The sequence below is a fragment of the Negadavirga shengliensis genome, from assembly GCF_042652345.1.
Lineage (GTDB): Bacteria > Bacteroidota > Bacteroidia > Cytophagales > Cyclobacteriaceae > Negadavirga > Negadavirga shengliensis.
The window spans coordinates 64635-86976 of the sequence record NZ_JBHSJJ010000007.1 but is presented as its reverse complement, the minus strand read 5'-3'; the positions used below and the strand labels follow the sequence as shown (position 1 = coordinate 86976).

Genomic DNA, 22342 nt, shown 5'->3' with positions numbered 1-22342 from the left:
TTTTTTTGATGGCTTGCGTAGGATTATTAGTTTTGAAAAATTAAAATGAAATATATGAGTCAGGTTTTGAAGACAGATCATGTCACTATCCATGTCACTATTTTTTTTCTGTTTTTTACAGGCATTGTTTTTTTCAGTACCGAGGGCCGGGCGCAACAGGTTGAATCCGACGAACGGCCGCTCATAGACGTGGAAGAAGGTTTGGGTATTAAAAAGGACTCATTGTTTTTATTGAACTTAAGATTCAGGATCCAGAACCGTGCAGGATATAATAATGTAAGAGGGGATAACATCGCGGTGGACAAATATGATTTCAAGGTAAGGAGGATGAGGTTAAGACTGGATGGGTTTGTGGTAAGTCCAAAGTTGCAATATTATGTCCAAATGGCCTTCTCCAGGGCGGACATGGATCTGGAATTCGGGAATACTGCCCAGCCGCTGCGGGATGCCATCATTTATTATACCTTTAACCGCAATTTCTACGTAGGTTTCGGACAGTCAAAACTTCCCGGCAACCGCCAACGGGTAGTGAGCTCAGGAAATTTGCAGTTCGCCGACCGTTCTGTGGCAAACGCCTTTTTTAACATAGATAGGGATTTCGGTTTTTTTGGATACTATACCCAACCTCTGATGGGAAATTCTCTTTTGTCTTTGAAAGGTGCTATTACTACGGGGCAGGGAAGGAATTCATACAATAATAATGAAGGCTTTGCTTATACCGGGAGAATGGAATACCTCCCTTTTGGTAGTTTTATCAATAGCGGGGACTATTCGGAAGGTGATCTGGAATTTGAGTTTACCCCTAAGCTTTCTTTGGCCCTCACCTACAGTCAAAACCATAAGGCTACCCGGTCAGGTGGGCAGGTCGGCTTGCCCTTGTATGAAGAAACCGACCTCAACAGCCTTATCATAGATGCGGTTTTTAAATACAGAGGCTGGGCAGTGCTGTCCGAGTACTTGCACAGGACGGCAGATCACCCGTTTACCCAAAATGAACAAGGCGAGATCAGGTATGCATTAACGGGCCATGGGATGAATAACCAGGTAAGTAAGATGATCAGTCAGAAATCGGAAGTGGCGATACGGTATGCTTTTATTTCTCCTACTGCTGATATGTCTGCTTTTGAAAACCATATCGACGAGTTATTATTCGGATACACCAAATACTTAAATGGTCATAGAATAAAAGTCCAGGCAAACTTAGGTTACCGGTGGCTGGAAGGGGTCACAAGTATACAGGGACTGGAAAGCAACTGGACAGGTGCTTTTCAGGTAGAGTTTGGTATCTAGTCAATCCATTTGCTCTATATAGAAAGCAGCCAAAGGAATATCCGGGTTTTTCGCCAATACATCTTCCAGGTATTTTCTGGCCAGCTGCGTATCCCCTTTGAAATAATGATATAATCCTTTATTTCTCAGGGCATATAAGTTCTTGTTATCTTGCTTGAGGCTATAATTGATGTCTTCCAACCCGTCTTCCAACTGCCCCAGGAAAATTTTATAAAGTCCTCTGTTGTTGTAATAATAAGGTTGGTCTCTATCTAATGATATGGCTTTTTCGATGGCCTTCAATGCTTCCTCATACTGGTTTTGCTCAAAGTAGACCAGCGATTCCATGTTGTAAATGTAGCTGTGGGAGGGGACCAGTTGTTTGGCTTTTTTTAAATCATCCCAGGAGTCGTCGTATTGTTGCAGGTAGTAATGTACAGTGGCCCGGTTGATATACCATTCCGGGTTGTCCGGGTCCATGTGGACTCCTTTTTCAAAGGCAGCCAAGGCTTCCGGATAGTTTTTCAGCTCCGTGTAGGTAAGTCCTTGGATAAAGTAAGCCTCACTGCTTTCGGGCTTGATACGCAGGAGTTGTTCGGCATCCGCGAGCGCCTTATAATTCTCCCCAAAATCAAGGTAAGCCATAGCCCTCTGCTGATAAGCAGCATGGTGTTCAGGGTGGATTTCTATGGTCTTGCTGAAGTCTTCGATGGCTTTTGGATAATTCAAAAGTTTTAAATTAGCCAGGCCGCGGTTATAATAGGCATCGTAAAACCGGTTGTCGATGCGAAGGGCTTCATCATAAAATTTCAAAGCCCCGGTGATATCCCCTTCCTGAAGTTTGTCATTGCCCTTCAGCAAAAACCTTCCTTTTTTGTTTTCCTGGCTATCGCAGGAAATAAGCAACAATAATAGCAAAAACAATGAGTAGCGCATCAATTAGTCATTTTCTATTTCATCCTCTTCTCCGAACAAAAAAGAGAAGGGTTTGGTGCTGTCTCTGAGTTCAAAAATCCTTTTTAATATCGCCAGGGTAGGAATTACCAGGATCATCCCTATTACTCCCCAAATGGCGCCCCCTACCAACAGGCCGAGAAAGGTAATCAAAGCATTTAGATTGACATTACTGCCCACGATTTTTGGCGTCAGAAAATTGCTTTCTATCAACTGAATAATGGTAAAGCAAATTACTACCAAAAACGGATAGATCAGCCCATCCATGGTAAGAAAAGCAAAAATAAAGGGAAGAATGGCGCCAAGAAAAGGACCCAGATAAGGAATGATGTTAAGCAAAGCAGCAAAAAGGCCAAAAAAAAGTGCATGCTTAACGCCTATCATATACAGGGCAGCGGTATTAAGTACCGCCAGGATGGCCATGACTTTAAACATGCCGATGATGTAATACTGTACTACTTTTCTTAGATCGCTGATTTTTGCTTTGACCAAACCGTTGTCCTTATCCCTGAAAAATTTGGCCATGAAACTGCCCAAATGATCCCTGTATATCAACATGAAAAAAATAAATACCGGAACAAGGACTACCCCGGTAAGAGAGCCTACGGTATTCAGCAGAAAGTTGGATAAGGTTTCACTGTTTGATTCGATAATTTGGAAGATCTGGCTTTTGTCCATTCCGTTGCTGATGCCCAGATCGGCACCGAATTTTTCCGTGGCAAATGCGTCTATGTCGGCCAGATACCGGTTCAGCCGTTCACTCACATCATCCAAGTCCCTCGCGAAATTCCTTATCTGGAGAATCACCAAAAGAGCGATCCCAACAATTGCCGCAATGGAAGTCAGGAGGGCGATTACGGCACTCAATACCCTTGGGATCTTTTTTTCTTCCATCCAATTGCATGCGGGGATCATCAACATAGCAATATATCCTCCCAGCATCAGAGGAATCAAGAGCCCTCTCCCAATGACTAGGATGAATATGATCACAATGATCAATAAAAGAACAACAAGCGCTTTCAGGTACCCGGGTAATTTGATTTCATTCATAAAAAAAAGTAGTTTGGAATAGTTATTGTACAATTTTATACAAATTATAATAAAATTTTTCACTTAAACTAATTACAACCATGTCTACTAAATTAAAACTTAAAGGAAACTGGAATGAGCTTAAAGGTAAGCTAAAAGCCAAATACGGGGAGTTAACGGACGATGACCTGATGTATGTAGAAGGACAGGAAGACCAATTGCTCGGAAGGCTTCAGAAAAGAACCGGAGTTGCTCAGGATGAACTCAAAAGAATGCTTTTTGAGTAAAAGCTTTGAAAACTAACGGTGATAAAAGGGTTATCTTAAAAGCAGGAAGCAATCATGTTTATGTATTTTGATGGCATGTAACCTTGCTTTTAAGATAATTTTTGTTTTTTGGGGTTTTATCGCCTCACAATTGTCCCTATTTCTTCTCAGCTGTTTTGTGTATAGGAGATGGTATCTCCGTCAGCTCCCCTTCTTTTCCCTGATTAGATATTATTTTTAGATTGTGCCTAAAATAAAATTAATTTAATTTTGACGGATAGTTACCCAAAAAGGTCGTTTAGTGGATTCAGTAAAGAGGCGTCTTATCATCATATCGGTTACCGTAAGTTTGATCTTGTTGGTAATCAAGTTTTATTCTTTTTATATCACACGTTCCAATGCTATACTGACAGATGCTTTGGAAAGCATTGTGAATGTGGTAGCATCGTGTTTTGCTTTATATAGTGTTTACCTGAGTTCTCTTCCGAAAGATGAAAATCATCCGTATGGTCATGGGAAAATCGAATTCTTCAGTGCGGGTATTGAGGGTACCCTTATCATATTGGCAGGAATTTTTATTATTTATCAATCTGTTTATTCATTAATATATCCCCAGCAACTTGCTTTTCTGCCTTATGGTATGGCGTTGGTTGGTTTTTCAGGAGTGGTGAACGGCGTCCTGGGCTACGTTTTACAAATAAAGGGCAGGGAGTTAAACAGCCTGACCCTGGAAGCTGACGGAAGACATATATTTACTGATGCCATCAGTAGCTTTGTGCTGATATTTGGGATCGGTATCATTTATTTTACCGGTATGTTTTTCTTGGATAGCGTTTTTTCAATTTTGTTTGCCGGTTATATCATCTACAATGGGTATTTTTTGGTGCGTAGATCTGTTGCCGGTTTGATGGATGAAACGAACCCTGAAGCCATCAACACAACAGTGAAGGTTTTGAATGATAGCAGGAAGGAAAATTGGATTGATATCCATAACATGAGGGTGCAGCAGTATGGCGGGGATAGCCATATAGATTTGCACTTGACGCTGCCCTATTATTTTGACTTGATACAGGTACATGATGAGGTGCATCGCGTGGAGGAAGTTTTGGAAGAAAACCTGCCAGGCAATACAGAGGTATTTGTACATGCCGATCCATGTCTTCCCGAATCCTGCTGTCATTATTGTCAGGTCAGGGATTGTCCGGTAAGAAAATACCCTAAGTCCAAAAAGATCCGATGGAACGCGGAGAATATGTCAAAGAACCAGAAGCATTATCATGAATTGACCTTTCTTCCCGAATCCAACCAGGAGAGCTGATCTGTCTAATATCCTGGTAATAAAATGATTAGCTTTACCACTGATTAGAGAAACCCATCACGGAATCTGACACATTATCGTGTTTTCAGTGATATCCATCATTACAGAGGGTTGATTGACAAAATTCCATTTTTTTAAGCATTTTTTTAGAAATAATGTAATTATTCCTATGTATTGGACTGCTTTATGAAATTATTTTCTCTAGCCTTTCCTCATATTTTTCGCGTTTAACATCGGGTATTATTGCTTTTGAGCCAAATTATTTGTAATTTAAACCCAATGTTCCACCGTTAAAATTTCGGGGCTATGAAAGATAAACAATTTACTGTACTTATTATGGTGTCCGCGTTAATATGGTTGTTGATAATTGGATTTATCATCATTTAAAATGAATTTGCAAATTTGTTTTATATTGATTTTTCCACCAACAATATAAATGTTTTTTACAAACGTACTTTTAAAAAGGGGCTCCCCTCATAAGCCCCTTTTTAGTTTTGTTTTAATGAAGTAAACCTGCCCTTTTCAATAGGGCATCAGGTTTAGGTGCTCTTCCTCTAAAACGCTGGTACAGCACTTCCGGATGCTCTTTTCCCCCCGTACTCAGAATGTGGTTTTTAAAAGCCAAGGCAGTTTCAGGGTCAAATATTCCCTTTTCCAAAAAAAGTTCAAAGGCGTCTGCATCCAACACCTCAGCCCATTTGTAACTATAGTATCCGGCCGCATAGCCTCCTTGGAAAATGTGGGAGAACGCGCTGCTCATCAACGTGCCTTCGACAGGTTCCAGCAATTCTGTGTCTCTCATTACTTTTTTCTCAAACTCGGCTATTTCGTCAATTTCAGCGGGATTCGAGGTATGATACCCCATGTCCAACAGCCCAAAACTGATTTGGCGTACTGTCTGGTAACCCTGATGGAAATTGGCGGCTTTTTTTAATTTTTCAATAAGGTCCAACGGGATTTTTTCCCCGGTTTCGTGATGTTTGGCAAAAAGATCCAAACATTCTTTTTCATAACACCAGTTTTCAAATATTTGAGAAGGAAGCTCCACAAAATCCCAATATACATTGGTGCCAGAAAGTGACTCATATCGGCCTTCAGCCAACATGCCGTGAAGGGCATGCCCGAATTCATGGAAAAGCGTAGTTACTTCATTGAAAGTAAGCAAAGAGGGTTTACTCTTCGTGGGCCTGCTAAAATTGCAAACGATCGATATATGTGGCCTTTGCTCACCTTTGTTTGTTTTTTTCTGACCCCTGTACGACGTCATCCAAGCCCCGTTTCTTTTCCCCGGCCGTGGGAAAAAGTCGGCATAGAATACTGCGATGTGCTTTTGGTCCTGGTCCCTCACTTCATATGCTGTCACTTCAGGATGATAAACAGGGATGTCGGCGTTAGGTATAAATTCCATACCGTATAACTTCTTAGCCGTGACAAACACGCCTTCGATGGTGTTGTTGAGTTCAAAATAGGGTTTTAACAACTCGTCATCTACCTCGTATTTTTCCTTTTTCAGTTTCTCCGCATAATAGCTGATATCCCATTTTTTAAGTGCATCAATCCGGTCCAGTTTTTTGGCGAATGCTTCCAGTTCGGCCATTTCGGATATCGCTTTGGGTTTGGCTTTTTGAAGAAGATTATAAAGAAAATCAAGTACTTTCTGCCCGCTTCCGGCCATACGTTCTTCCAGTATGAATTCGGCATAATTTTTATATCCAAGTAGCTTTGCCCTTTCATCCTTTAATTTCAATATCTCTTTGATGATCTCTTTGTTGTCCAAGTCATCCCCCTTACAGCCCTTACTGTTATAGGCAATGAAAAGCTCTTTCCGAAGGTTCCTGTTTTCCGCATAAGTCATGAAAGGCACATAACTGGGAAAAGCCAATGTAAACACCCATTTCCCCTTTTTCCCTTTCTCCTCTGCCAGCTGGGCTGCTGCTTCTTTGGCGCTTTCCGGAAGCCCTTTCAAATCGGCCTCATCCTCTATCACCAATTCATATTTATTGGTTTCATTGAGAACATTTTCTCCAAACTTAAGGCCAAGTTGGGATAGGCTCCGGTCTATTTCTCTAAGCTGCTTTTTTCCCCTTTCATCTAACAGGGCCCCATTCCGGATAAAAGATTTGTACATCTTGTCCAAAAGGGTTTGTTGCTCAATTTCAAGGGTTAGGTTGTCTTTTTTGTCGTATACCCATTTCACTTTTTCAAAAAGCTGTTCGTCAAGCAATACGTCATTGCTATGGGCAGACAGGAGAGGTGATATTTCTCTCGCCAATTTCTGGATTTCCTCATTGGTCTCGGCAGCATTGAGATTGAAAAATATGCTTGAAATGACAGAAAGCCCGCTTTCAGAATTTTCAAGAGCCTCCACGGTATTTTCGAAATTCGGATCGGACACTTTCTTGATCTTTTCAATTTCTTTTTTGGCTTCATTTATTGCGGCTTGCACAGCCGGTAAATAATGTTCATTTTTGATGAGGTGAAAGGGTGCTGTTTCAAAGGGCGTTTTAAACTTTTCCAATAATGGATTCATATTTGCTGTGGTATTGTTCTAGAATAGAAACAAAAATAGTAAAATTATGGGGAGAATTCAGGGATTAATGGCTCCCGGTCCGGAAGAGTACAAACCTTATTATGAAAGATACATTGCCTCAGTAATAGGAACTGATATTGATGGGATGCTGGATAGACAGACTGCCTTTATCAAAGCCTACTACGAAAAACTTGACGAAGAACGCGCTTTAAAAAGCTATGCGCCGGGAAAATGGACGTTTAAAGAAGTATTGGGACATTTGATAGATACCGAGAAGGTATTCCATTTCAGGGGCGTTTGTATAGCCCGGGACGAAAAAACCTTCCTTCCGGGTTTCGATCAGGATAAGTTTGTGGATTCAGCAGGATTCAACGGAATGGAAAAAGACCTATTGATTCAATCCTTTGAACTGAACAGGCTTTCCTGGGCGTGTTTTATGGATTCTTTAAGGGAAGATGACTGGCAAAAAACCGGACTGGTGGATGCTCACCCTATGTCGCTCAGGGCCATCGCCTATATATTGGCGGGCCATATGGAGCACCATATCCGTTTGTTTCAAGAACGGTACGATGCCATCCCATGATGTGATCCCGGATTTGTGATCTAGGTTACTGACAAAGGGGGAGATCAGGTCGTAAATTTGTGTGGAAATTTAAAATGTTGAACTAATGTCAAATACGAAGAGTTTCTCTGAACTGATAAAGGGGGATAAGCTGGTACTGGTCGATTTCTACGCCACTTGGTGCGGCCCTTGCCAGATGATGCAACCTATCCTCCAGGAGGTGGCCGCTAAAGTTGGCGACAGGGCAAAAATTATCAAAATAGACGTGGACAGAAACCCCGTAGCCGCAAATAAATTTCAGATAAGAGGAGTGCCTACCCTGATTTTGTTTCGGAAAGGGGAACCTTTATGGCGGCAATCCGGGGTGGTTTCTGCACACCAACTTGTACAGACCATTGAAAAGCATGAGGCGGAGAGGGTATGACCTGCCCTTACCCTTTTCTTTTAAAGGACCAGGTGACGGCGAAATTCCCAATGACATCTCCGTTTTCATTGGTGCCGGTGACAGCCATCCTGAGGGTTTGGACGTCGCCCGGTTTTTCTAATTTTTCCAACGTTTGTAGAAGCAACGGACCATCCTCACATGTCATGGAGACAGTGCCTGTGGCTTTTTTGGAGAAAGTGGCTTCAAAATCCGTGACGAGCATGGAGTATTCTTTTTTTCCTGTCAGGTGCAGCATACAAAGTGCTCCTGAAGCCAGTTCGGCCGCTCCGGCCAGGGTAGCAAAATAAACAGAACGAAACGGGTTTTGCGTACGCCATGTAAACGGTAAGATCGTTTGGCAGCCATTTTTGCCCAATTGCTTGATACGAATATTCCAGAACGTTATAGAAGGCAGTTTGGTCAGCATAAACCAAAAAAAAGGTAAAGGCCTTAGCATATTTTTGCGGAATTTTTCTTGTTGTGCATTTAGATCGGACATGGGATTACAGCATTTTGTCAACGGGGAGGGCCGAATTGATTCCCTCATTCAAAATACGAATTTTTGAAAATAGTACTGATTTTTCTGGCATCTTTTTTGGTAATTTGCATTCGATCGAAAACGCATATTATCATGTTTAAAAAACTAACCGTACTATTATTTTTAGGGATTCTGGTATATAGTTGTGCCAAAGTGCCCCTAAGTGGGAGAAGACAACTAAGTATTATCGGCAATACGGAAATACTTCCCCTGTCATATGACCAGTACAATCAGGTATTGAAGGAAAGTAAAGTGGTCACTAATACAGCTGATGGCCAGAAAGTGATCAATGTTGGCAGAAGAATAGCGGCGGCTGTGGAAAATTATCTCAAGGAAAACAATTATTCCGAAGTCACTGAGGGATTTGCCTGGGAGTTTAATTTGATTGAAAGCGATCAGGTGAACGCATGGTGCATGCCTGGCGGAAAAGTGGCCTTCTATACCGGGATCATGCCTATTTGCGAAGATGAGACAGGCGTGGCAGTGGTAATGGGGCATGAAGTAGCCCATGCCATCGCTAACCATGCCAGAGAGAGAATGTCTCAGGGAATGGTGGCAAACGGTTTGCTGGGCGGCTTACAGGCTGCTATGGGCCAAAACCCCAGCCTGACACAAACTATTTTTCTGCAGGCCGTAGGGTTTGGAGGGCAGGTCGGGATGCTCAAATTTTCCAGGGATCAGGAATTGGAGGCAGATCAGCTGGGGTTAATTTTCATGTCCATCGCCGGATACGACCCCAGAGAGGCTCCCGAATTTTGGGAGAGAATGAATGCCCGTGCCGAAGGAGCAAGGCCTCCTGAATTTTTATCTACCCACCCGGGTCCAAACAGGAGGATCGAAAGGTTAAACGAACAGATGCCCGAAGCACTGGAATACTATAATAAAAACAAAAAATAACCCGATTTTTCCGTACCTAACCCGGATCAGGCTCAAGTGCCTGACTCGGGTTTTTTGTGCAAAATAGGTAAGATCCCCGAGATACCGGCCTTTTAACAAATCAGTGATTGTTTTTTCCCGCCTTACCGGAATGGCCTTTGTTTTTCTTTTTCGGGCTCATACCGGTCACATCATCCTCGTCTTCCACAAACATCACAGAGACGGCAGCCACGAAGAGAAAAATACCAGCGGTCAACAATGCATATATAGCCTGGCCACCATAAAGATGTTTCACTAACCAGCCACCTACAAGTCCATTGACAATTTGAGGGGCTGTAATGAAGAAATTAAAAATCCCCATGTATATGCCCATTTTTCGGGCAGGAATAGATCCCGCCAATATGGCGTAAGGCATAGCCAAAATGCTTGCCCACGCAATTCCCACACCAATCATCGATATGTTCAACATCCACTTCATGGAAGGGTCTGTGATTAGAAAAAAAGAGGCCATACCCAATCCGCCTGCGCCAAGACATAAGGAATGGGTGCCCTTCCTTCCTACTTTAGAGGCAATTACCGAAAGTAGGATAGCAAATCCAGCCGAGACCAGGTTGTATACTCCGAATATTACCCCAACATAGTTTGCCGCCGTGTTGAATTCAAGGGAAGAAGTATCTGTAGGGGGCAAGTTCCATACATGCTGGGCGGCCGCGGGCGTGGTATATACCCACATGGAAAATAAGGCAAACCATGAAAAAAACTGAACCAATCCAAGCTGCTTCATGGCCTTTGGCATATCCCAAAAATCAGTAAAGATGTTGCGCAGGCCCGTGCCAGGAGTAATGATTTCAGTACCCTCGTGGTCCCAATCTGGAGGGGATTCTGATGTTCTCACTACAGTCCAAATCAGGCTGCCGACCAATATCAGCGCGCCGATGATAAAGGAAAAAAACACATTTTGCGGTATGATCCCCTCCGAAGCCGTGGTGCTTACCCCAACCCATTCCGCAAGCACATAGGGTAACCAGGAGCCGAGAACGGCACCTATACCAATCAGCATGGTTTGTACCGAGAATCCTAAAGTCCGTTGATCCGTAGGGAGTTTATCGGCCACCAAGGCACGGAATGGTTCCATGGCCACATTAAATGACGCATCCATGATCATCAAAAAACCAGCTCCTATCCACAGGACCGGCAAGTAAGCGGTAAACATGGAAGCATTGGGCATCAGGATCAATCCGATAGCAGCCAATACCCCACCTGCTAAAAAGTAAGGTCTTCTCCGTCCTAACTTTGTCCATGTCCTGTCGCTGTAATACCCAATGATCGGCTGGACGATCATTCCCGTTATGGGTGCCACTAACCAAAATAAAGAGAGGTGTTCCATATAGGCTCCATATGTTTGGAGAATCCGGCTGGCATTCGCATTTTGGAGAGCAAAGCCCATTTGTATTCCGAGAAATCCGAAGCTCATATTCCAAATCTGCCAAAAGGAAAGCCTTGTGGTCCGGATTTTTTGTGTCGGCGCCATCGTCTTTACTTTAATTGAATATGGATGGGATCATGATCGTGGTTGATTTCAAGACAGGGGACCGCAAGGCAGTACTTATAAGGGTGCCTCCCCGAGGGGAAAGGGTCATATTCATTGATTTTATCCAAAAAAGGGACGTCTTCATGGGAGAGGATGGTCTCTTTTCCGTTTATTTCCGCGTATTGAGCTGTAAATCCGTGAAAATAAAGCTTTAGTATTCGATAGCTGCTTTGATATTCTCCCTCCATTGTCTCCAATCTAAGGTGTTGATAATCGTGATTGAGATATATGTTTCGTAGGTAATATTTTCCCGATTTGTAGGCGTTGGATATCCCATCGTCTTCATAAAAGATCTGATGGGTTTCGCCGTTTCCCTTATATAAGTGGATTCTTAATATCCCGTCGTGGGGGTCTCCAGAATGAGCGACGTTACCCTGTAGAAAAATTATGGACCCCGCTTTTACAAAAACAGGTAGGTAATTTAAAGGCGTGTCGAAATATATTTCCTGGTTCCCATTGTATTTTCGGTCGTCAAAAAAATGATACCACTCTGATTGAGGCAGGTATATTTTGATAATTTCCTTATGGCTATCAACGGGAGCTACCAGAAAACTGTCACAAAACAAATATTGGTTTTGATAACTGCCGTGGAACACCAGATCGTCAAAAGGGTAATCCACGGCAAGGCTTTTCGCAATAGGTAAGCCATCTAAAGAGCTTTTGTAGAAAGCATTATAAATAGTAGGAAGCAGACGGTATCTTAGTTTGATGTGGTTTCTGGAGATTTCCTCCACTTCCTCTCCATAAGACCATGGCTCTGAGTCATGGCTATTGATCATTGAATGTACCCTAAATAGAGGAGAGAAAACAGCAATGCCGATCCATCTGGCGAATAGGCCGGCTGATGCATTGCCCGCAAATCCGCCTATGTCGTATCCGGAAAATGCCATTCCGCTAATTCCCAAGCTGTTGACAAGCCTTATTCCAGCCAGCATATGTTCATCACTGGCTACATTGTCTCCTGTCCATACCGCGGCAAAACGTTGTACACCCGAATATCCGGATCGGGTTAGTACAAAGGCCCTGTTTTGGGGAGAATGAAGTAGTGCCCCTTCTTTACTGCTTCTCGCCATTTGCATGCCGTATATATTTCTTCCCTTTTTGTGGCTGCCTCCCGCACCTTCATAGTTGAACTGGACAATGTTGGGGATAAATTGACCCCAGGCGGAAGGTTCGTTCATGTCTACCCAAAAACCATCTACTCCCAGATCCATGTAATAACGCATTTTTTCAGTCCACCATTTCCGGGAGTTGCCGTTGGTGAAATCAGGAAAAGCACACCATCCCGGCCAAACCGGCCCTTCATAAGTACTGCCATCTGGATATTTCAGGAATACATCCTTATCCTGTCCATCCATATAAGGATCGTAATTGTCTTCAATCTTTATACCCGGGTCCAATATCACCACGACTTTAAACCCGTGTGATTTCAAAGTGCTTATCATGGATTTAGGGTCGGGAAAATTCTTCTTGTCAAAAGTGAAAACTTTAAATTTCTCCATATAATGGATGTCTAGGTAAATGACATCTGCTGGAATGTCCTTTTCCCTGAAAGTCTGCGCAAGCCTCATGACTTCTTTGTCGGGAAAATAGGAATAATGGCATTGCTGGTATCCCAGTGCCCAAAGAGGTGGTAATTCCATCCTCCCCGTCAAGTCAGTGTAGCCCGTAATGATATCAGATACTGTATCACCTTGAAAAAAATAATAATCCATGTCGCCATCTTCAGCGCTGAAATAAGCATAATGATTGTTGCTGGCTCCAAAATTAAAAACCGTTTTGTGTGTATTGTCAAAGAAGATGCCGTAGACAAGATGGTGATGAAGTCCGATATAGAAGGGGATAGAAATATATAACGGGTCATCTTCTATGCCATACGAAAAATGATCGGTATTCCAGTTGACATAAGCCTGGCCGTAGCGGTTTAGTCCGCCGGTTTTTTCCCCCAGGCCAATGAATTTTTCCCATCTGCGCAGTTTTTTATAGCAGCTAACTTCAGTCCCCAGCCAGTTTATCCCAAAGGCCGGGACATCTTCATTGAGGATTTCTCCATTCTTATTCTTAAATGTAAGTGCAAAATTGCTTTTTTGGATAAAAACCGAGACAGCTGCGGTGCTGAAAAGGATGTGATCTTGATTTTCGGAAAACCCGTGTAGTCCTTTTACAGGTTGCGAGACAACCGAATAGGGATTAGCTGCGAAATTACCGGCCCTGCTGACCTGGACCCTGATGATATTGGCCGAATAAACTGTAAGTTTAAAGCATCCATTTTCGGTTCTGCCAATAATGCCCGTATCACATGGACTGTATTCCAATATTGATCCGGGGATAACAATGTCTGGTGAAAGGGAAATAGCGGTCATAGCGCATAAGGTATGGAATAAAATATCACTTCCGGTCTGTCACAGTTATTCAGGACTAATTTATTAACTAATGTAGGAGTAAAAAACCTGAATTGGAATAAAAGGTTTTACCGATTTCGTTGCTGCCGGAATGGCCAGCGTAATTATTCAAGCCCCGCCTGCTGGCCGGAAGCTGAAAAATCAAAAAAACCGGTCTTTTGTGGCAACGTGGATTTTCTTACAATGAGTTGGGTTTCCAAAACCTCGGTCCTGGGGATGTACCGGTGATTTTCTATCATTTCCAATAAAAGGGAAGCTGCTTTCTCACCGATTTCAAAACCGGGCTGGGAAACCGTGGACAAGGGCGGATCTACCATGGAACTGAACTGCCAGTTACTGAATCCCATAACTCCTAACTGATCCGGAACTTTGATCCCCATTTCTTTAGCGGCCCGCATGGCACCGGCAGCCGCAATATCATTCGAGGCAAAAACGGCATCCGGCGGAGAGTGGGCAAATATCCTCCTGCAAATACCTTCGCTTTCCCCTATAGTTCCGTTGGGGCATTCAATGATACGGTCTTCTGACAGGACTTTGCCTGCCTCTCGTAAAGCTTTTCTACATCCTTCTTCCCTGAGTTTGCTGATGGCCAGGTTCTTAGGTCCGGAAAGGTGGAGTATGTCTTCATATCCTTGGTCCAAAAGATGTTTCACAGCTTGATAAGCACCTTTGCCATCATCGACAATCACGTTTACGGTATCATCCATATCGGGTATCCTGTCAAAAAACACCACAGGTAATCCCATGTCTTTCATTTTTTGGAAATGCTCAAAAGTATGGGTTTCACGCGCATAGCTGACCAATACCCCGTCTACCCGGCTGGAAATCATGGTCTCCACTATTTTTTTTTCCCGTTCATGGTTTTCATTGGTTTGACAAAGGATCACGTTATACCCATTGTTAATGGCAACTTCCTCTATGCCGCTGATCACAGTAGAAAAGAAAAAATGAACCACCTCAGGAATGATCACACCGATAGTGAATGATCTGTTTTTCCTAAGGCTCAAGGCGACTGCATTGGGGCGATAATTCAGTTTCTCCGCCAACTCCTTCACTTTTTTCCTGGTTTCCAAACTGATCCCAGGATAATCTTTCAACGCTCTGGAAACAGTTGATGAAGAAATTTGTAATGCTTTGGCTATATCTTTTAATGTCGCTTGGCCCATCATTTTTTTAATAAAACGTATATGAATTAATTTTTTAAATCAAGATACCCTTCCTGCAAGGTAACCAACTTTTGACAAGATCCTTAAACGATCAGACTCAAAATCACTTCCAGAGGGCAGAGGTTGAGCCCTGCTATAAATGGTTTGCGTGATAGGCATCAGCCACACGTTTTACACAGGAACCCAATTCTTTTTTTATCTCAAAATCCCAAAATCTTAAAACTGTCCAGTCTCTGGAAAGATAAAAAGCATTGATCTCTCCGTCCCGCTGCATGTTCCTCTCTATCTTGGGAATCCAGAAACCGCGATTGGATTTTATTTTCTCCTTTCTTCTTTCCCAATCGTGTCCATGCCAGAAAGCACCATCGATAAAAATAACCAGCTTGTATTTGATAAAGGTAATATCGGGCTTGCCGGGCAACCTGCGTTTGTTGCTGCGGTGGCGCATCCCTGCATGCCATAAAGCTTTTTTTAGAAGCAGCTCGGGTTTGGTGTCATTTCCCCTGATTCTGGACATATTATAAGACCTCTGTTTGGTGGTATAAAAACCGTTTTCCTCACAGAACTTAGGGACTTTAATGGTATGGGGTGTATAGCGCTTCAAAGGCTGAATGTGTTGGGACAAGTGTCAATATAACCAGATTAACTGATGAAAACATTTGCAAGACAAAGTTTTCTTACCGTTGGAATAAAGTTATTATTACATGCCCCAAAAGAAATCCGTTCATTAGCGCCGGGAAGTTTTGGAAATATATTGGCTGACCATCAGGGTAGTAGCAATTAGTGACAACTGCCCCGTGCTATAATGCCGAAGACTTTTTTCGACTTGATCCACGTCTAATGGAACATCTTTTGTCTTGTATTCCTGGATAAGGGTTTTATAAAGTTCCACAGTTTTCGAAGATTTTCTCCCTTCGAACAAAGCTTTTAGCCTTTCTTTATATTTCCTGCTCAAAAATGAATTCGCTCTATCTTTTGCAAACTGATAAAAACCCTTGCCCACAGAAATTTTGCCACTGGAATAATTCTCATCCCTGATTTGCGCCACATCTTTATCAAGCCGGCGGACAAAGTTTTTGTAAAAATTCCCGTCTTGTTTTACTGTATTGCTTATTTTCATCATCAATTCAAAAAAAGGCTTGCTTAAAAATGGATTTGTGGACCAAAAAAAGCGTCTGTTTCTATCTTCTCCTTCAAAGATGTACCGTTTCATCCTGCAAGTAAGAACAAAATACTCATGCTTATCACCACTGTTTTTGCCTGGAAATCCGGCTATGGTGTTTTTTATATGGAGTTCCAGCTTCTTTCGGGGGATCCCCGTCAATTTGGAAGCCTGGGCAATAGGAAATTCATAATTTTCTTTTATAATCTGTTGGAAGAGCTTATTGTCATTATGGTAATTTATCCCGTTTGACAGATCGGGAAAAACTTTGTCCCCTCCGTCCCCTGTAAAAAAAGTGATTTTGGTCCCAAATAAATCACGGACCTTCTGGCAAAACTGGTTGAGAAAATAATACCTCGCCGGCTGGATGCCTAACTTGTACCGGATGGATTCCTTTACGTCATGATGGAAATTGTCTGTCGATAAGCTCACCTTTTTCCATTTTATATCAAGTGACCGGGCGATCTCTTGAGCGATGACCACATCCTCGGAAGCTGATTTTTCTTCATCCTCGAAAGTGACACCCATAACCTCCGCACGGGTTCTACATAGCGCCGCTGCAACAGATCTTGAATCCATGCCACCGCTCAGGGACAGTATGTTGTGTTGGCTTGCACGGTGTTTTGAAGCTTTTAGAAAAACAGACGCCATTTCATCGAACAACTTGTCGTCTACGTCTTCGATGTGCTTTTGGGAAAAATCATAATAAAAAGTTTTATGGTGGGCATTGATTTTCCGGGACGATAAATCCGCCTTGAGTTTTTTGGAAATTTGAAGGTGGAATACATCGTTAAACAGGGTGTGATCTCCCAGGTTGTAGTCAAACACCAGAAATTCGGCCAGATGGAGCTTGTTGATCGAGGCGTTTAAAAAATGCCGGACGAATCCAATATCCCTTGATACAGCCCATTTGTTTTCTCTATATCCGTAAAAAAGTGGCAGCCGGTTAAGATGGTCACCAAAAACCTTTACCGTTAGACGGTCGATGTCAATGAGATACAAATAGAATTCGCCATCTACCTCGAATAGATACCTTTCGATGGCGACTTCGCAATCGATGAGATTTTTAATATCCGCCATCAAGTTTGATGTAGGTCTGTCATATACTTTGCCTTCAAATATTAACATAATATTGCCTGGGGCTTTTTCGAAACAGATGGGATACTGATAGCTACTGTTGTGGGTAACAATCAGGTCGGAATTGGAGAACAAAACATCTGGCTCTGATGCAGAATTCTCCCATCCTTCTTCGTTGGAAAATATGGATATGCCGATCATAATAAAAAACTTAAATTAAAAACGAATGCTAAGTAGTAGCGGTTTTTGAAAATACTGGTTGATTCAAATATATAAAAACGTAATTTAAATACAAAAAAAATATTTTAAAATAATAATAATTTCGTTATTTAAAAAGGACTGGCCTGATTTGGATAATGAACCTGAGCCTTTAAGTACTTTTCCTTTTTTTCCGTAATCGCAACTTTCTATATAATTTAATTCCAAACCAAAGTAATGACAGATTTAGCCGGAAGATTGTAAATGAGTTGTCCCCCGTCCGCTTTGACCTTTAATTCTTTGGCTTCATTGTTATTGTTGGAAATTACTACAACTTTCTTTCCGGATTGATCTGAAAACGCGACGTGCTCGATTCCGTCCATATTACCGGAAGTATTACTTCCCACTCTCCAGGCGCCGGGTCTTACAAATTTTGAGAAATGACCTAATGAATAGTATTCTACGTTTCTGGTAACCTGACCATTGTTATTGTTGATGGTGACCACGCCCCTGCAGTTTTGGCAGCCATTATTTTTCGGCCCAAAATCCTGGTCCAGGGCCAGGTTCCACATCAGGACATTCTTTGACCAGTTCCTCGTGGTCCCAATAAAAATATTGGACATGTTCCATTGTAGATTGTCACTGAAGTTGGTTGCCCATTCACCACCTGAAATTTCCGTAAAATACAGCCCTTTATCCGGGTGCGAACTGTGGACGATACCCGTAGCGTCAACATGGCCTGCGTACCCATGAAAGGCTGATCCGGAGACGTATTCTCTTGTTTCCGGATCATTCAAAATGGAAATGGCGAAATGGGTGTTGTCCCAATTATGATCATATAAGATGATGTCTGTACTGATTCCCTTGCTTTTGAATTTTGGACCCAGGAAATCCCTGATAAAGACATTTTGCTCTTCCGAATTCATTTCCATACAGGGATATCCGGCTGTGAAATGCAGGGGTTCGTTTTGAACCGTAACCGCATCAACAGTTATGCCTTCCGCTTGAAAAGCTTCGATGTACTTAACAAAATATTCAGCATACACTTCATAGGCCTCCGGTTTTAATTTACCACCCCTCAGATTGTTGTTGGTTTTCATCCAGGCCGGCGGACTCCAAGGGGAACCCATGATTTTTAGGTTTGGAGCAATATTTATAATCTCTCTAAAAACAGGAATCACATCCTCCCGGTCTTTTTCAATCGAAAAGCGTTCCAGATTATAGTCTGTTTGCCCATGGGGAAGATCATTGTAAGTGTAATCACTCAAGGAGAAATCGGATGATCCTATGGTCATTCTTAAATAAGAAAGCCCTATACCAACGCCCGGATCAAAAAGCTCCTGTAACAAGGCATGCCGCTGCGAAGGATTCATTTTTTGCTGGATGAGGTAAGCAGCGGAGCCGGTCAAGGCGGCTCCAAATCCCTCAATGTGCTGCTTTTTGTCTTCTAAGGATAGTGTGATGGCAGGCAGGCTTGAATCATCCAGTTTGGTAATAGGAATATCCGTCTCTTGGTTCAGCAATTTACTGCGATCTCCCGTGGTCAGCCAGAGAGAGGCTTTTCCGATTTCCTCCGCCTGTTTTGGAGGCTCATAGCCCGGCGGGCCATCCCCAGAGCAAGCGTTCAAATGGACAAGCAATAAAGTCCCTATCGTAAGAGATACCAAGTCCCTAAGTCTCACACTGATTGAACCCATAACCTGATTTTTACCATACAAAGCTTGCTACAGCGCCAGCCTTCACCGAACTGGAAACAGCCGCTTCACCCAATGAAACTGTAAATTCTTTATCCGAACTGTCTTCATTCAATACAATGAGTACATATTTGCCTTCAGGCGTTTTGAACGCCACATTGGGAAGATCCTCGGATGGGGTGGATGCAATTCTTACCGATCCTGAAGGAACAAATTTCGAAGCCTGGGCAATGATGTAATAAGCAACATTCCTACTGACCGAATCTTCTCCAATAGTCAATGCACCCAGGCACATGGAACAACCTCCGTGAGGAGTAAAAGGCTTCTGATCAGGATCTGCGGCAAGGTTCCATTCCAAGACGGTTTTAGCCCAGTTTCTGCTCGCCCCTATGATTAAGTTTTTGGTATGCCAGTGCAGGTCTTCATCGAATTTTCCCTTGGAGGAAGTCCATTGCTCCGTGAAATAAAGATTCTTGTCAGGATGCGCGTTTTTCACTTCTGACAAAGCCCCGATATCTCCAAGATACAAATGAAACGCAGACCCGTCGATATACTTTCTGGCTTCGGTATCGTTAAGCACTTCAATCGGATATCCTGGATTATCACAGTTATGATCAAAGATGATGATCTTCGTATCGATTCCCTCTTTTTCGAATGCCGGTCCCAAGTGTGCCTTTACAAATTCAGCTTGCTCATTCGCTTCCATCAGCATACTGGGATTGTTACCGGGATGCTCAGGTTCATTCTGGATGGTTATCGAATAAATGGGAATACCCGCCGCTTTCATGGCTTGGATGTACCTGACAAAATATTGTGCGTAAGCAGCATAATATTCAGGTTTCAATTTCCCACCAATAGGGCTGTTGTTCGTTTTCATCCAAGCTGGAGGGCTCCAAGGCGAACCCATGATCTTTAAATCAGGATTGATTTTAAGTATTTGTTGAAGGACAGGCACCAGATAAAGAGAATCATATGCCAAGCTAAACGTCTTTAAATCGGGATCCGGTTGGTTATTCTCTCCATCAGCATAGGAATAGACGTATTCATCCAAGTCGGAGGAAGCTATACTGATTCTTAGAAAATTGATGCCGACAGCCTCTTCTGATCTTGAAAATAACTCATGGAGTAACTCGGCTCTTTTCGTCCCCGAGAGTTTGCTCTGAAGCAACATGGCACTCCCTCCTGTGAGCGTAAAACCAAAACCGTCCATTTCTTGATAGATCTCTGACTCGCTTACTTGAATAACTGGGAGTTCTGTATCATTGGAAGAAATTTGAAAATCATCCGTATTCTTCTCCAGCAATAAGGATCGATCCCCGCTTGTTTCCCATTTGCTGATGTGTTGAAATACCGGATTGTGATGTTCAGCTTTCCCGCCGTTACAGGACATAGCTGCCAGAGAAAGGATGAGGATGGGTAAGCCAAATTTTGTTATTTGTGTGTTGATCCACATGGTTTGATATATTGAAGTATCCGGCAGCGGGATTCAATAGATCGAATCGCACTGCCGGAAAATTTGATTACTGTTTTACAAATTCATAGCTACACTCGCTGTAATCCTCAGCGACAGTGATACTGATTTTATATTGTCCCGATTGGGTGATTCCCTTGAAATTCGGTCCGTTATTGGTCATGGTACCACTTAATGCCTTAGCATCAGTTCCAAATTGAATATCCCAGGGAGAGTTCAATTTTACATCAAAACCACCCTTAAGATTTGCAGTTACTTCAAATTGGTAGGGGTGTATATAAGTCATTCTGACCTCATCTCTGGCATCCCACCCCCCATTCACTTCATCCCAATGGAAAACCTTGATGTTGTAATATTTCCAGTGAAGCTTCCCTGTCTCGAAATTCACTGATATTTGATAAGCCTGGCTTCTTTCTATACTTATTGAACCATCTCCCAATTCATTGTAGTTGGTTCCGGATCCATCAGCTTCTGAGTTTAAGAAGTAAGTCATGCCCTCTTGTAAGGCAAGGTACTTTTCGGAGTTGAAAACAGTCCCGTCTTTAGTAAACTCAGCAACCGGTTGGCCATCGGAAATCATATAAAGTTTATCAGGCATATCAAAAGTCCCGAAATCAAAATTACCCGTGACCGCATCCCCATCAGGATTGTTTGTCTTTCCTATCACTGCGTCGGAATTTACCGGTGGAGAGACGATTTCATTGGCCTCAAGCAAGTATTTTGGACCGGATGAAGAAAGATCCAAAGTAACCGTATAATTGCCTTCAAGCGGACCTGGAATGTCCTCAAATTCTATCCCTAAAGATGGGGCAACGGACTCCATCACCAGTTGTCCTCCCAGATTGTTATCGGTGTCAGTGCCTTTGATTCTCTTCAACAACTTTCCCCAGTCTCCGTTAGCCCGGAAAAGGAATCCTGCTGTTTCGTAGGGCTTGAAGAAATCAAGTTCCGCACTCCATTTCCCATTTCCCTGATAAGTAAGCGGGACATCTCCTCCCCATCCGCCTTCTACGGCGTCTCCCACCAAACTCCATCGGTCAATTTTGGTGAACTCGTAGGTGTTGTCATTTAGGTTGACAATTACCCGGTATTCCCCTGATTCAGGTGCTGTTATGGCTTCACCGCAAGCTTCAAGTATACCCTGGTTACCACCAAACTTTCTTGAGCCAACCTCGGCTTTATCTCTGAAATACAATGTTTCACCCCCTTTTAATGCCGTATACGCCTCATAAATACCGGTTCTGCTTCCATCCGCTTTCACTCTCTCGTTCATAGCAATGGCATCACCTGTAGCGGGGCCCGTTTCGGTTGCCGATCCTGAGACGAACAGGGAAGAAGGAATATACTCCGTGCTATAGGGAGTAATGGAAACGGCTTGCCTGGTGATGGTTTCCTTCTCTATCGCCTTTGCAATGACGACCCATTCCAGTTCTACAGCTTCTCCTTTCGGATAGCAGGCCGCCCAAAGTGCATAATTGATGTCAGAAGCCTTTGGCGCTACAGATAAAGCCCTTCCGGAGTTTGCCGGAATAATTTCCATCAAGGCATCGCTGAAATCTGTGCCGCCTTCGGGAACCAACATAAATCTGTAGGAAACGATAAACCTATTACTGGTGACGGCAGGAGTCCATTCAAGACTGATTTGTGCGTCAGGTTCATTTTCATTGAGCACTATCGCTTCCTCTGAAGTCACCAGAGTCGGTTCTGTCATGGTCCAATTTCCGATCGGCTCCATATTACCGTCCATCTCACAGGCCCCCACAAATAGGCATAGGAAACTGAAGTATAAATTTATATGTTTTTTCATCTTTTGGG

At 42.9% G+C, this 22342-nt stretch carries 18 protein-coding genes; 6 read left to right on the top strand and 12 right to left on the bottom strand.

What is annotated here, in order from left to right; translation table 11 throughout:
• Positions 1 to 54: 54 nt before the first annotated feature.
• Positions 55 to 1290 (top strand): porin, encoded by a 1236-nt coding sequence (locus ACFPFU_RS13470; RefSeq protein ID WP_377065286.1) that lies wholly within the window; start codon positions 55 to 57, stop codon positions 1288 to 1290.
• Here ACFPFU_RS13470 and ACFPFU_RS13465 read toward each other — a convergent pair whose 3' ends face one another.
• Together ACFPFU_RS13465 and ACFPFU_RS13460 are read right to left on the bottom strand one after the other, a co-directional pair.
• Positions 1291 to 2205, bottom strand: a complete 915-nt coding sequence (locus ACFPFU_RS13465) for a tetratricopeptide repeat protein (protein ID WP_377065285.1) — start codon at positions 2203 to 2205, stop codon at positions 1291 to 1293.
• Positions 2206 to 2208: 3 nt separating this feature from the next.
• Positions 2209 to 3273, bottom strand: coding sequence for an AI-2E family transporter (locus ACFPFU_RS13460; protein ID WP_377065284.1), 1065 nt, complete (start codon positions 3271 to 3273; stop codon positions 2209 to 2211).
• 80 nt (positions 3274 to 3353) lie between these two features.
• Here ACFPFU_RS13460 and ACFPFU_RS13455 point away from each other — a divergent pair, with 80 nt between their 5' ends.
• Positions 3354 to 3539, top strand: coding sequence for a CsbD family protein (locus tag ACFPFU_RS13455; protein ID WP_377065283.1), 186 nt, complete (start codon positions 3354 to 3356; stop codon positions 3537 to 3539).
• Positions 3540 to 3819: 280 nt separating this feature from the next.
• A complete protein-coding gene (locus ACFPFU_RS13450; RefSeq protein ID WP_377065282.1) occupies positions 3820 to 4836 on the top strand; it encodes a cation diffusion facilitator family transporter in 1017 nt (338 codons plus the stop codon).
• 499 nt (positions 4837 to 5335) lie between these two features.
• On the opposite strand, the gene ACFPFU_RS13445 is transcribed toward ACFPFU_RS13450, so the two are convergent.
• Complete coding sequence (locus tag ACFPFU_RS13445; RefSeq protein ID WP_377065281.1) at positions 5336 to 7366, bottom strand: M3 family metallopeptidase; 2031 nt, start codon at positions 7364 to 7366, stop codon at positions 5336 to 5338.
• A 46-nt stretch (positions 7367 to 7412) separates the two neighbouring features.
• On the opposite strand from ACFPFU_RS13445, the gene ACFPFU_RS13440 reads away from it, so the two are divergent.
• Together ACFPFU_RS13440 and trxA are read left to right on the top strand one after the other, a co-directional pair.
• Positions 7413 to 7949 (top strand): DinB family protein, encoded by a 537-nt coding sequence (locus ACFPFU_RS13440; protein ID WP_377065280.1) that lies wholly within the window; start codon positions 7413 to 7415, stop codon positions 7947 to 7949.
• 85 nt (positions 7950 to 8034) lie between these two features.
• Positions 8035 to 8352 carry a thioredoxin gene (gene trxA / locus ACFPFU_RS13435; RefSeq protein ID WP_377065279.1) on the top strand — a complete coding sequence of 106 codons (318 nt, stop codon included), beginning with the start codon at positions 8035 to 8037 and terminating at the stop codon, positions 8350 to 8352.
• A 7-nt stretch (positions 8353 to 8359) separates the two neighbouring features.
• Here trxA and ACFPFU_RS13430 read toward each other — a convergent pair whose 3' ends face one another.
• Positions 8360 to 8779, bottom strand: a complete 420-nt coding sequence (locus tag ACFPFU_RS13430) for a DUF4442 domain-containing protein (RefSeq protein WP_377065278.1) — start codon at positions 8777 to 8779, stop codon at positions 8360 to 8362.
• Positions 8780 to 8983: 204 nt separating this feature from the next.
• On the opposite strand from ACFPFU_RS13430, the gene ACFPFU_RS13425 reads away from it, so the two are divergent.
• Positions 8984 to 9787: a M48 family metallopeptidase gene (locus ACFPFU_RS13425; RefSeq protein WP_377065277.1), complete on the top strand. Its 804-nt coding sequence runs from the start codon at positions 8984 to 8986 to the stop codon at positions 9785 to 9787.
• A 100-nt stretch (positions 9788 to 9887) separates the two neighbouring features.
• On the opposite strand, the gene ACFPFU_RS13420 is transcribed toward ACFPFU_RS13425, so the two are convergent.
• From ACFPFU_RS13420 to ACFPFU_RS13385, 8 genes are all read right to left on the bottom strand, one after another.
• A complete protein-coding gene (locus ACFPFU_RS13420; RefSeq protein WP_377065276.1) occupies positions 9888 to 11297 on the bottom strand; it encodes an MFS transporter in 1410 nt (469 codons plus the stop codon).
• A 5-nt stretch (positions 11298 to 11302) separates the two neighbouring features.
• The gene (locus tag ACFPFU_RS13415) at positions 11303 to 13720 is read right to left on the bottom strand and encodes a glycoside hydrolase family 31 protein (protein WP_377065275.1); all 2418 of its coding nucleotides are present in this window, start codon (positions 13718 to 13720) and stop codon (positions 11303 to 11305) included.
• Between the two features lie 143 nt (positions 13721 to 13863).
• Positions 13864 to 14928, bottom strand: coding sequence for a LacI family DNA-binding transcriptional regulator (locus ACFPFU_RS13410; RefSeq protein WP_377065274.1), 1065 nt, complete (start codon positions 14926 to 14928; stop codon positions 13864 to 13866).
• A gap of 130 nt (positions 14929 to 15058) precedes the next feature.
• Positions 15059 to 15529 (bottom strand): very short patch repair endonuclease, encoded by a 471-nt coding sequence (locus ACFPFU_RS13405; protein WP_377065273.1) that lies wholly within the window; start codon positions 15527 to 15529, stop codon positions 15059 to 15061.
• 123 nt (positions 15530 to 15652) lie between these two features.
• Positions 15653 to 17365, bottom strand: coding sequence for an asparagine synthase-related protein (locus ACFPFU_RS13400; RefSeq protein ID WP_377065272.1), 1713 nt, complete (start codon positions 17363 to 17365; stop codon positions 15653 to 15655).
• A gap of 215 nt (positions 17366 to 17580) precedes the next feature.
• Complete coding sequence (locus ACFPFU_RS13395; protein ID WP_377065271.1) at positions 17581 to 19059, bottom strand: glycoside hydrolase family 30 protein; 1479 nt, start codon at positions 19057 to 19059, stop codon at positions 17581 to 17583.
• Between the two features lie 10 nt (positions 19060 to 19069).
• On the bottom strand, positions 19070 to 20509 hold the full coding sequence (locus ACFPFU_RS13390; RefSeq protein ID WP_377065270.1) for a glycoside hydrolase family 30 protein: 1440 nt from the start codon (positions 20507 to 20509) through the stop codon (positions 19070 to 19072).
• A gap of 67 nt (positions 20510 to 20576) precedes the next feature.
• Positions 20577 to 22334 (bottom strand): SusE domain-containing protein, encoded by a 1758-nt coding sequence (locus ACFPFU_RS13385; RefSeq protein WP_377065269.1) that lies wholly within the window; start codon positions 22332 to 22334, stop codon positions 20577 to 20579.
• Positions 22335 to 22342 lie beyond the last annotated feature (8 nt).

What these genes read in the sequence shown, in the direction of transcription:
- ACFPFU_RS13470 (WP_377065286.1), top strand. Translation starts at nt 55, where the DNA reads ATGAGTCAGGTTTTGAAGACAGATCATGTCACTATCCATGTCACTATT.
- ACFPFU_RS13465 (WP_377065285.1), bottom strand. Translation starts at nt 2,205, where the DNA reads ATGCGCTACTCATTGTTTTTGCTATTATTGTTGCTTATTTCCTGCGAT.
- ACFPFU_RS13460 (WP_377065284.1), bottom strand. Translation starts at nt 3,273, where the DNA reads ATGAATGAAATCAAATTACCCGGGTACCTGAAAGCGCTTGTTGTTCTT.
- ACFPFU_RS13455 (WP_377065283.1), top strand. Translation starts at nt 3,354, where the DNA reads ATGTCTACTAAATTAAAACTTAAAGGAAACTGGAATGAGCTTAAAGGT.
- ACFPFU_RS13445 (WP_377065281.1), bottom strand. Translation starts at nt 7,366, where the DNA reads ATGAATCCATTATTGGAAAAGTTTAAAACGCCCTTTGAAACAGCACCC.
- ACFPFU_RS13440 (WP_377065280.1), top strand. Translation starts at nt 7,413, where the DNA reads ATGGGGAGAATTCAGGGATTAATGGCTCCCGGTCCGGAAGAGTACAAA.
- trxA (WP_377065279.1), top strand. Translation starts at nt 8,035, where the DNA reads ATGTCAAATACGAAGAGTTTCTCTGAACTGATAAAGGGGGATAAGCTG.
- ACFPFU_RS13430 (WP_377065278.1), bottom strand. Translation starts at nt 8,779, where the DNA reads ATGCTGACCAAACTGCCTTCTATAACGTTCTGGAATATTCGTATCAAG.
- ACFPFU_RS13425 (WP_377065277.1), top strand. Translation starts at nt 8,984, where the DNA reads ATGTTTAAAAAACTAACCGTACTATTATTTTTAGGGATTCTGGTATAT.
- ACFPFU_RS13420 (WP_377065276.1), bottom strand. Translation starts at nt 11,297, where the DNA reads ATGGCGCCGACACAAAAAATCCGGACCACAAGGCTTTCCTTTTGGCAG.
- ACFPFU_RS13415 (WP_377065275.1), bottom strand. Translation starts at nt 13,720, where the DNA reads ATGACCGCTATTTCCCTTTCACCAGACATTGTTATCCCCGGATCAATA.
- ACFPFU_RS13410 (WP_377065274.1), bottom strand. Translation starts at nt 14,928, where the DNA reads ATGATGGGCCAAGCGACATTAAAAGATATAGCCAAAGCATTACAAATT.
- ACFPFU_RS13400 (WP_377065272.1), bottom strand. Translation starts at nt 17,365, where the DNA reads ATGATCGGCATATCCATATTTTCCAACGAAGAAGGATGGGAGAATTCT.
- ACFPFU_RS13395 (WP_377065271.1), bottom strand. Translation starts at nt 19,059, where the DNA reads ATGGGTTCAATCAGTGTGAGACTTAGGGACTTGGTATCTCTTACGATA.
- ACFPFU_RS13390 (WP_377065270.1), bottom strand. Translation starts at nt 20,509, where the DNA reads ATGTGGATCAACACACAAATAACAAAATTTGGCTTACCCATCCTCATC.
- ACFPFU_RS13385 (WP_377065269.1), bottom strand. Translation starts at nt 22,334, where the DNA reads ATGAAAAAACATATAAATTTATACTTCAGTTTCCTATGCCTATTTGTG.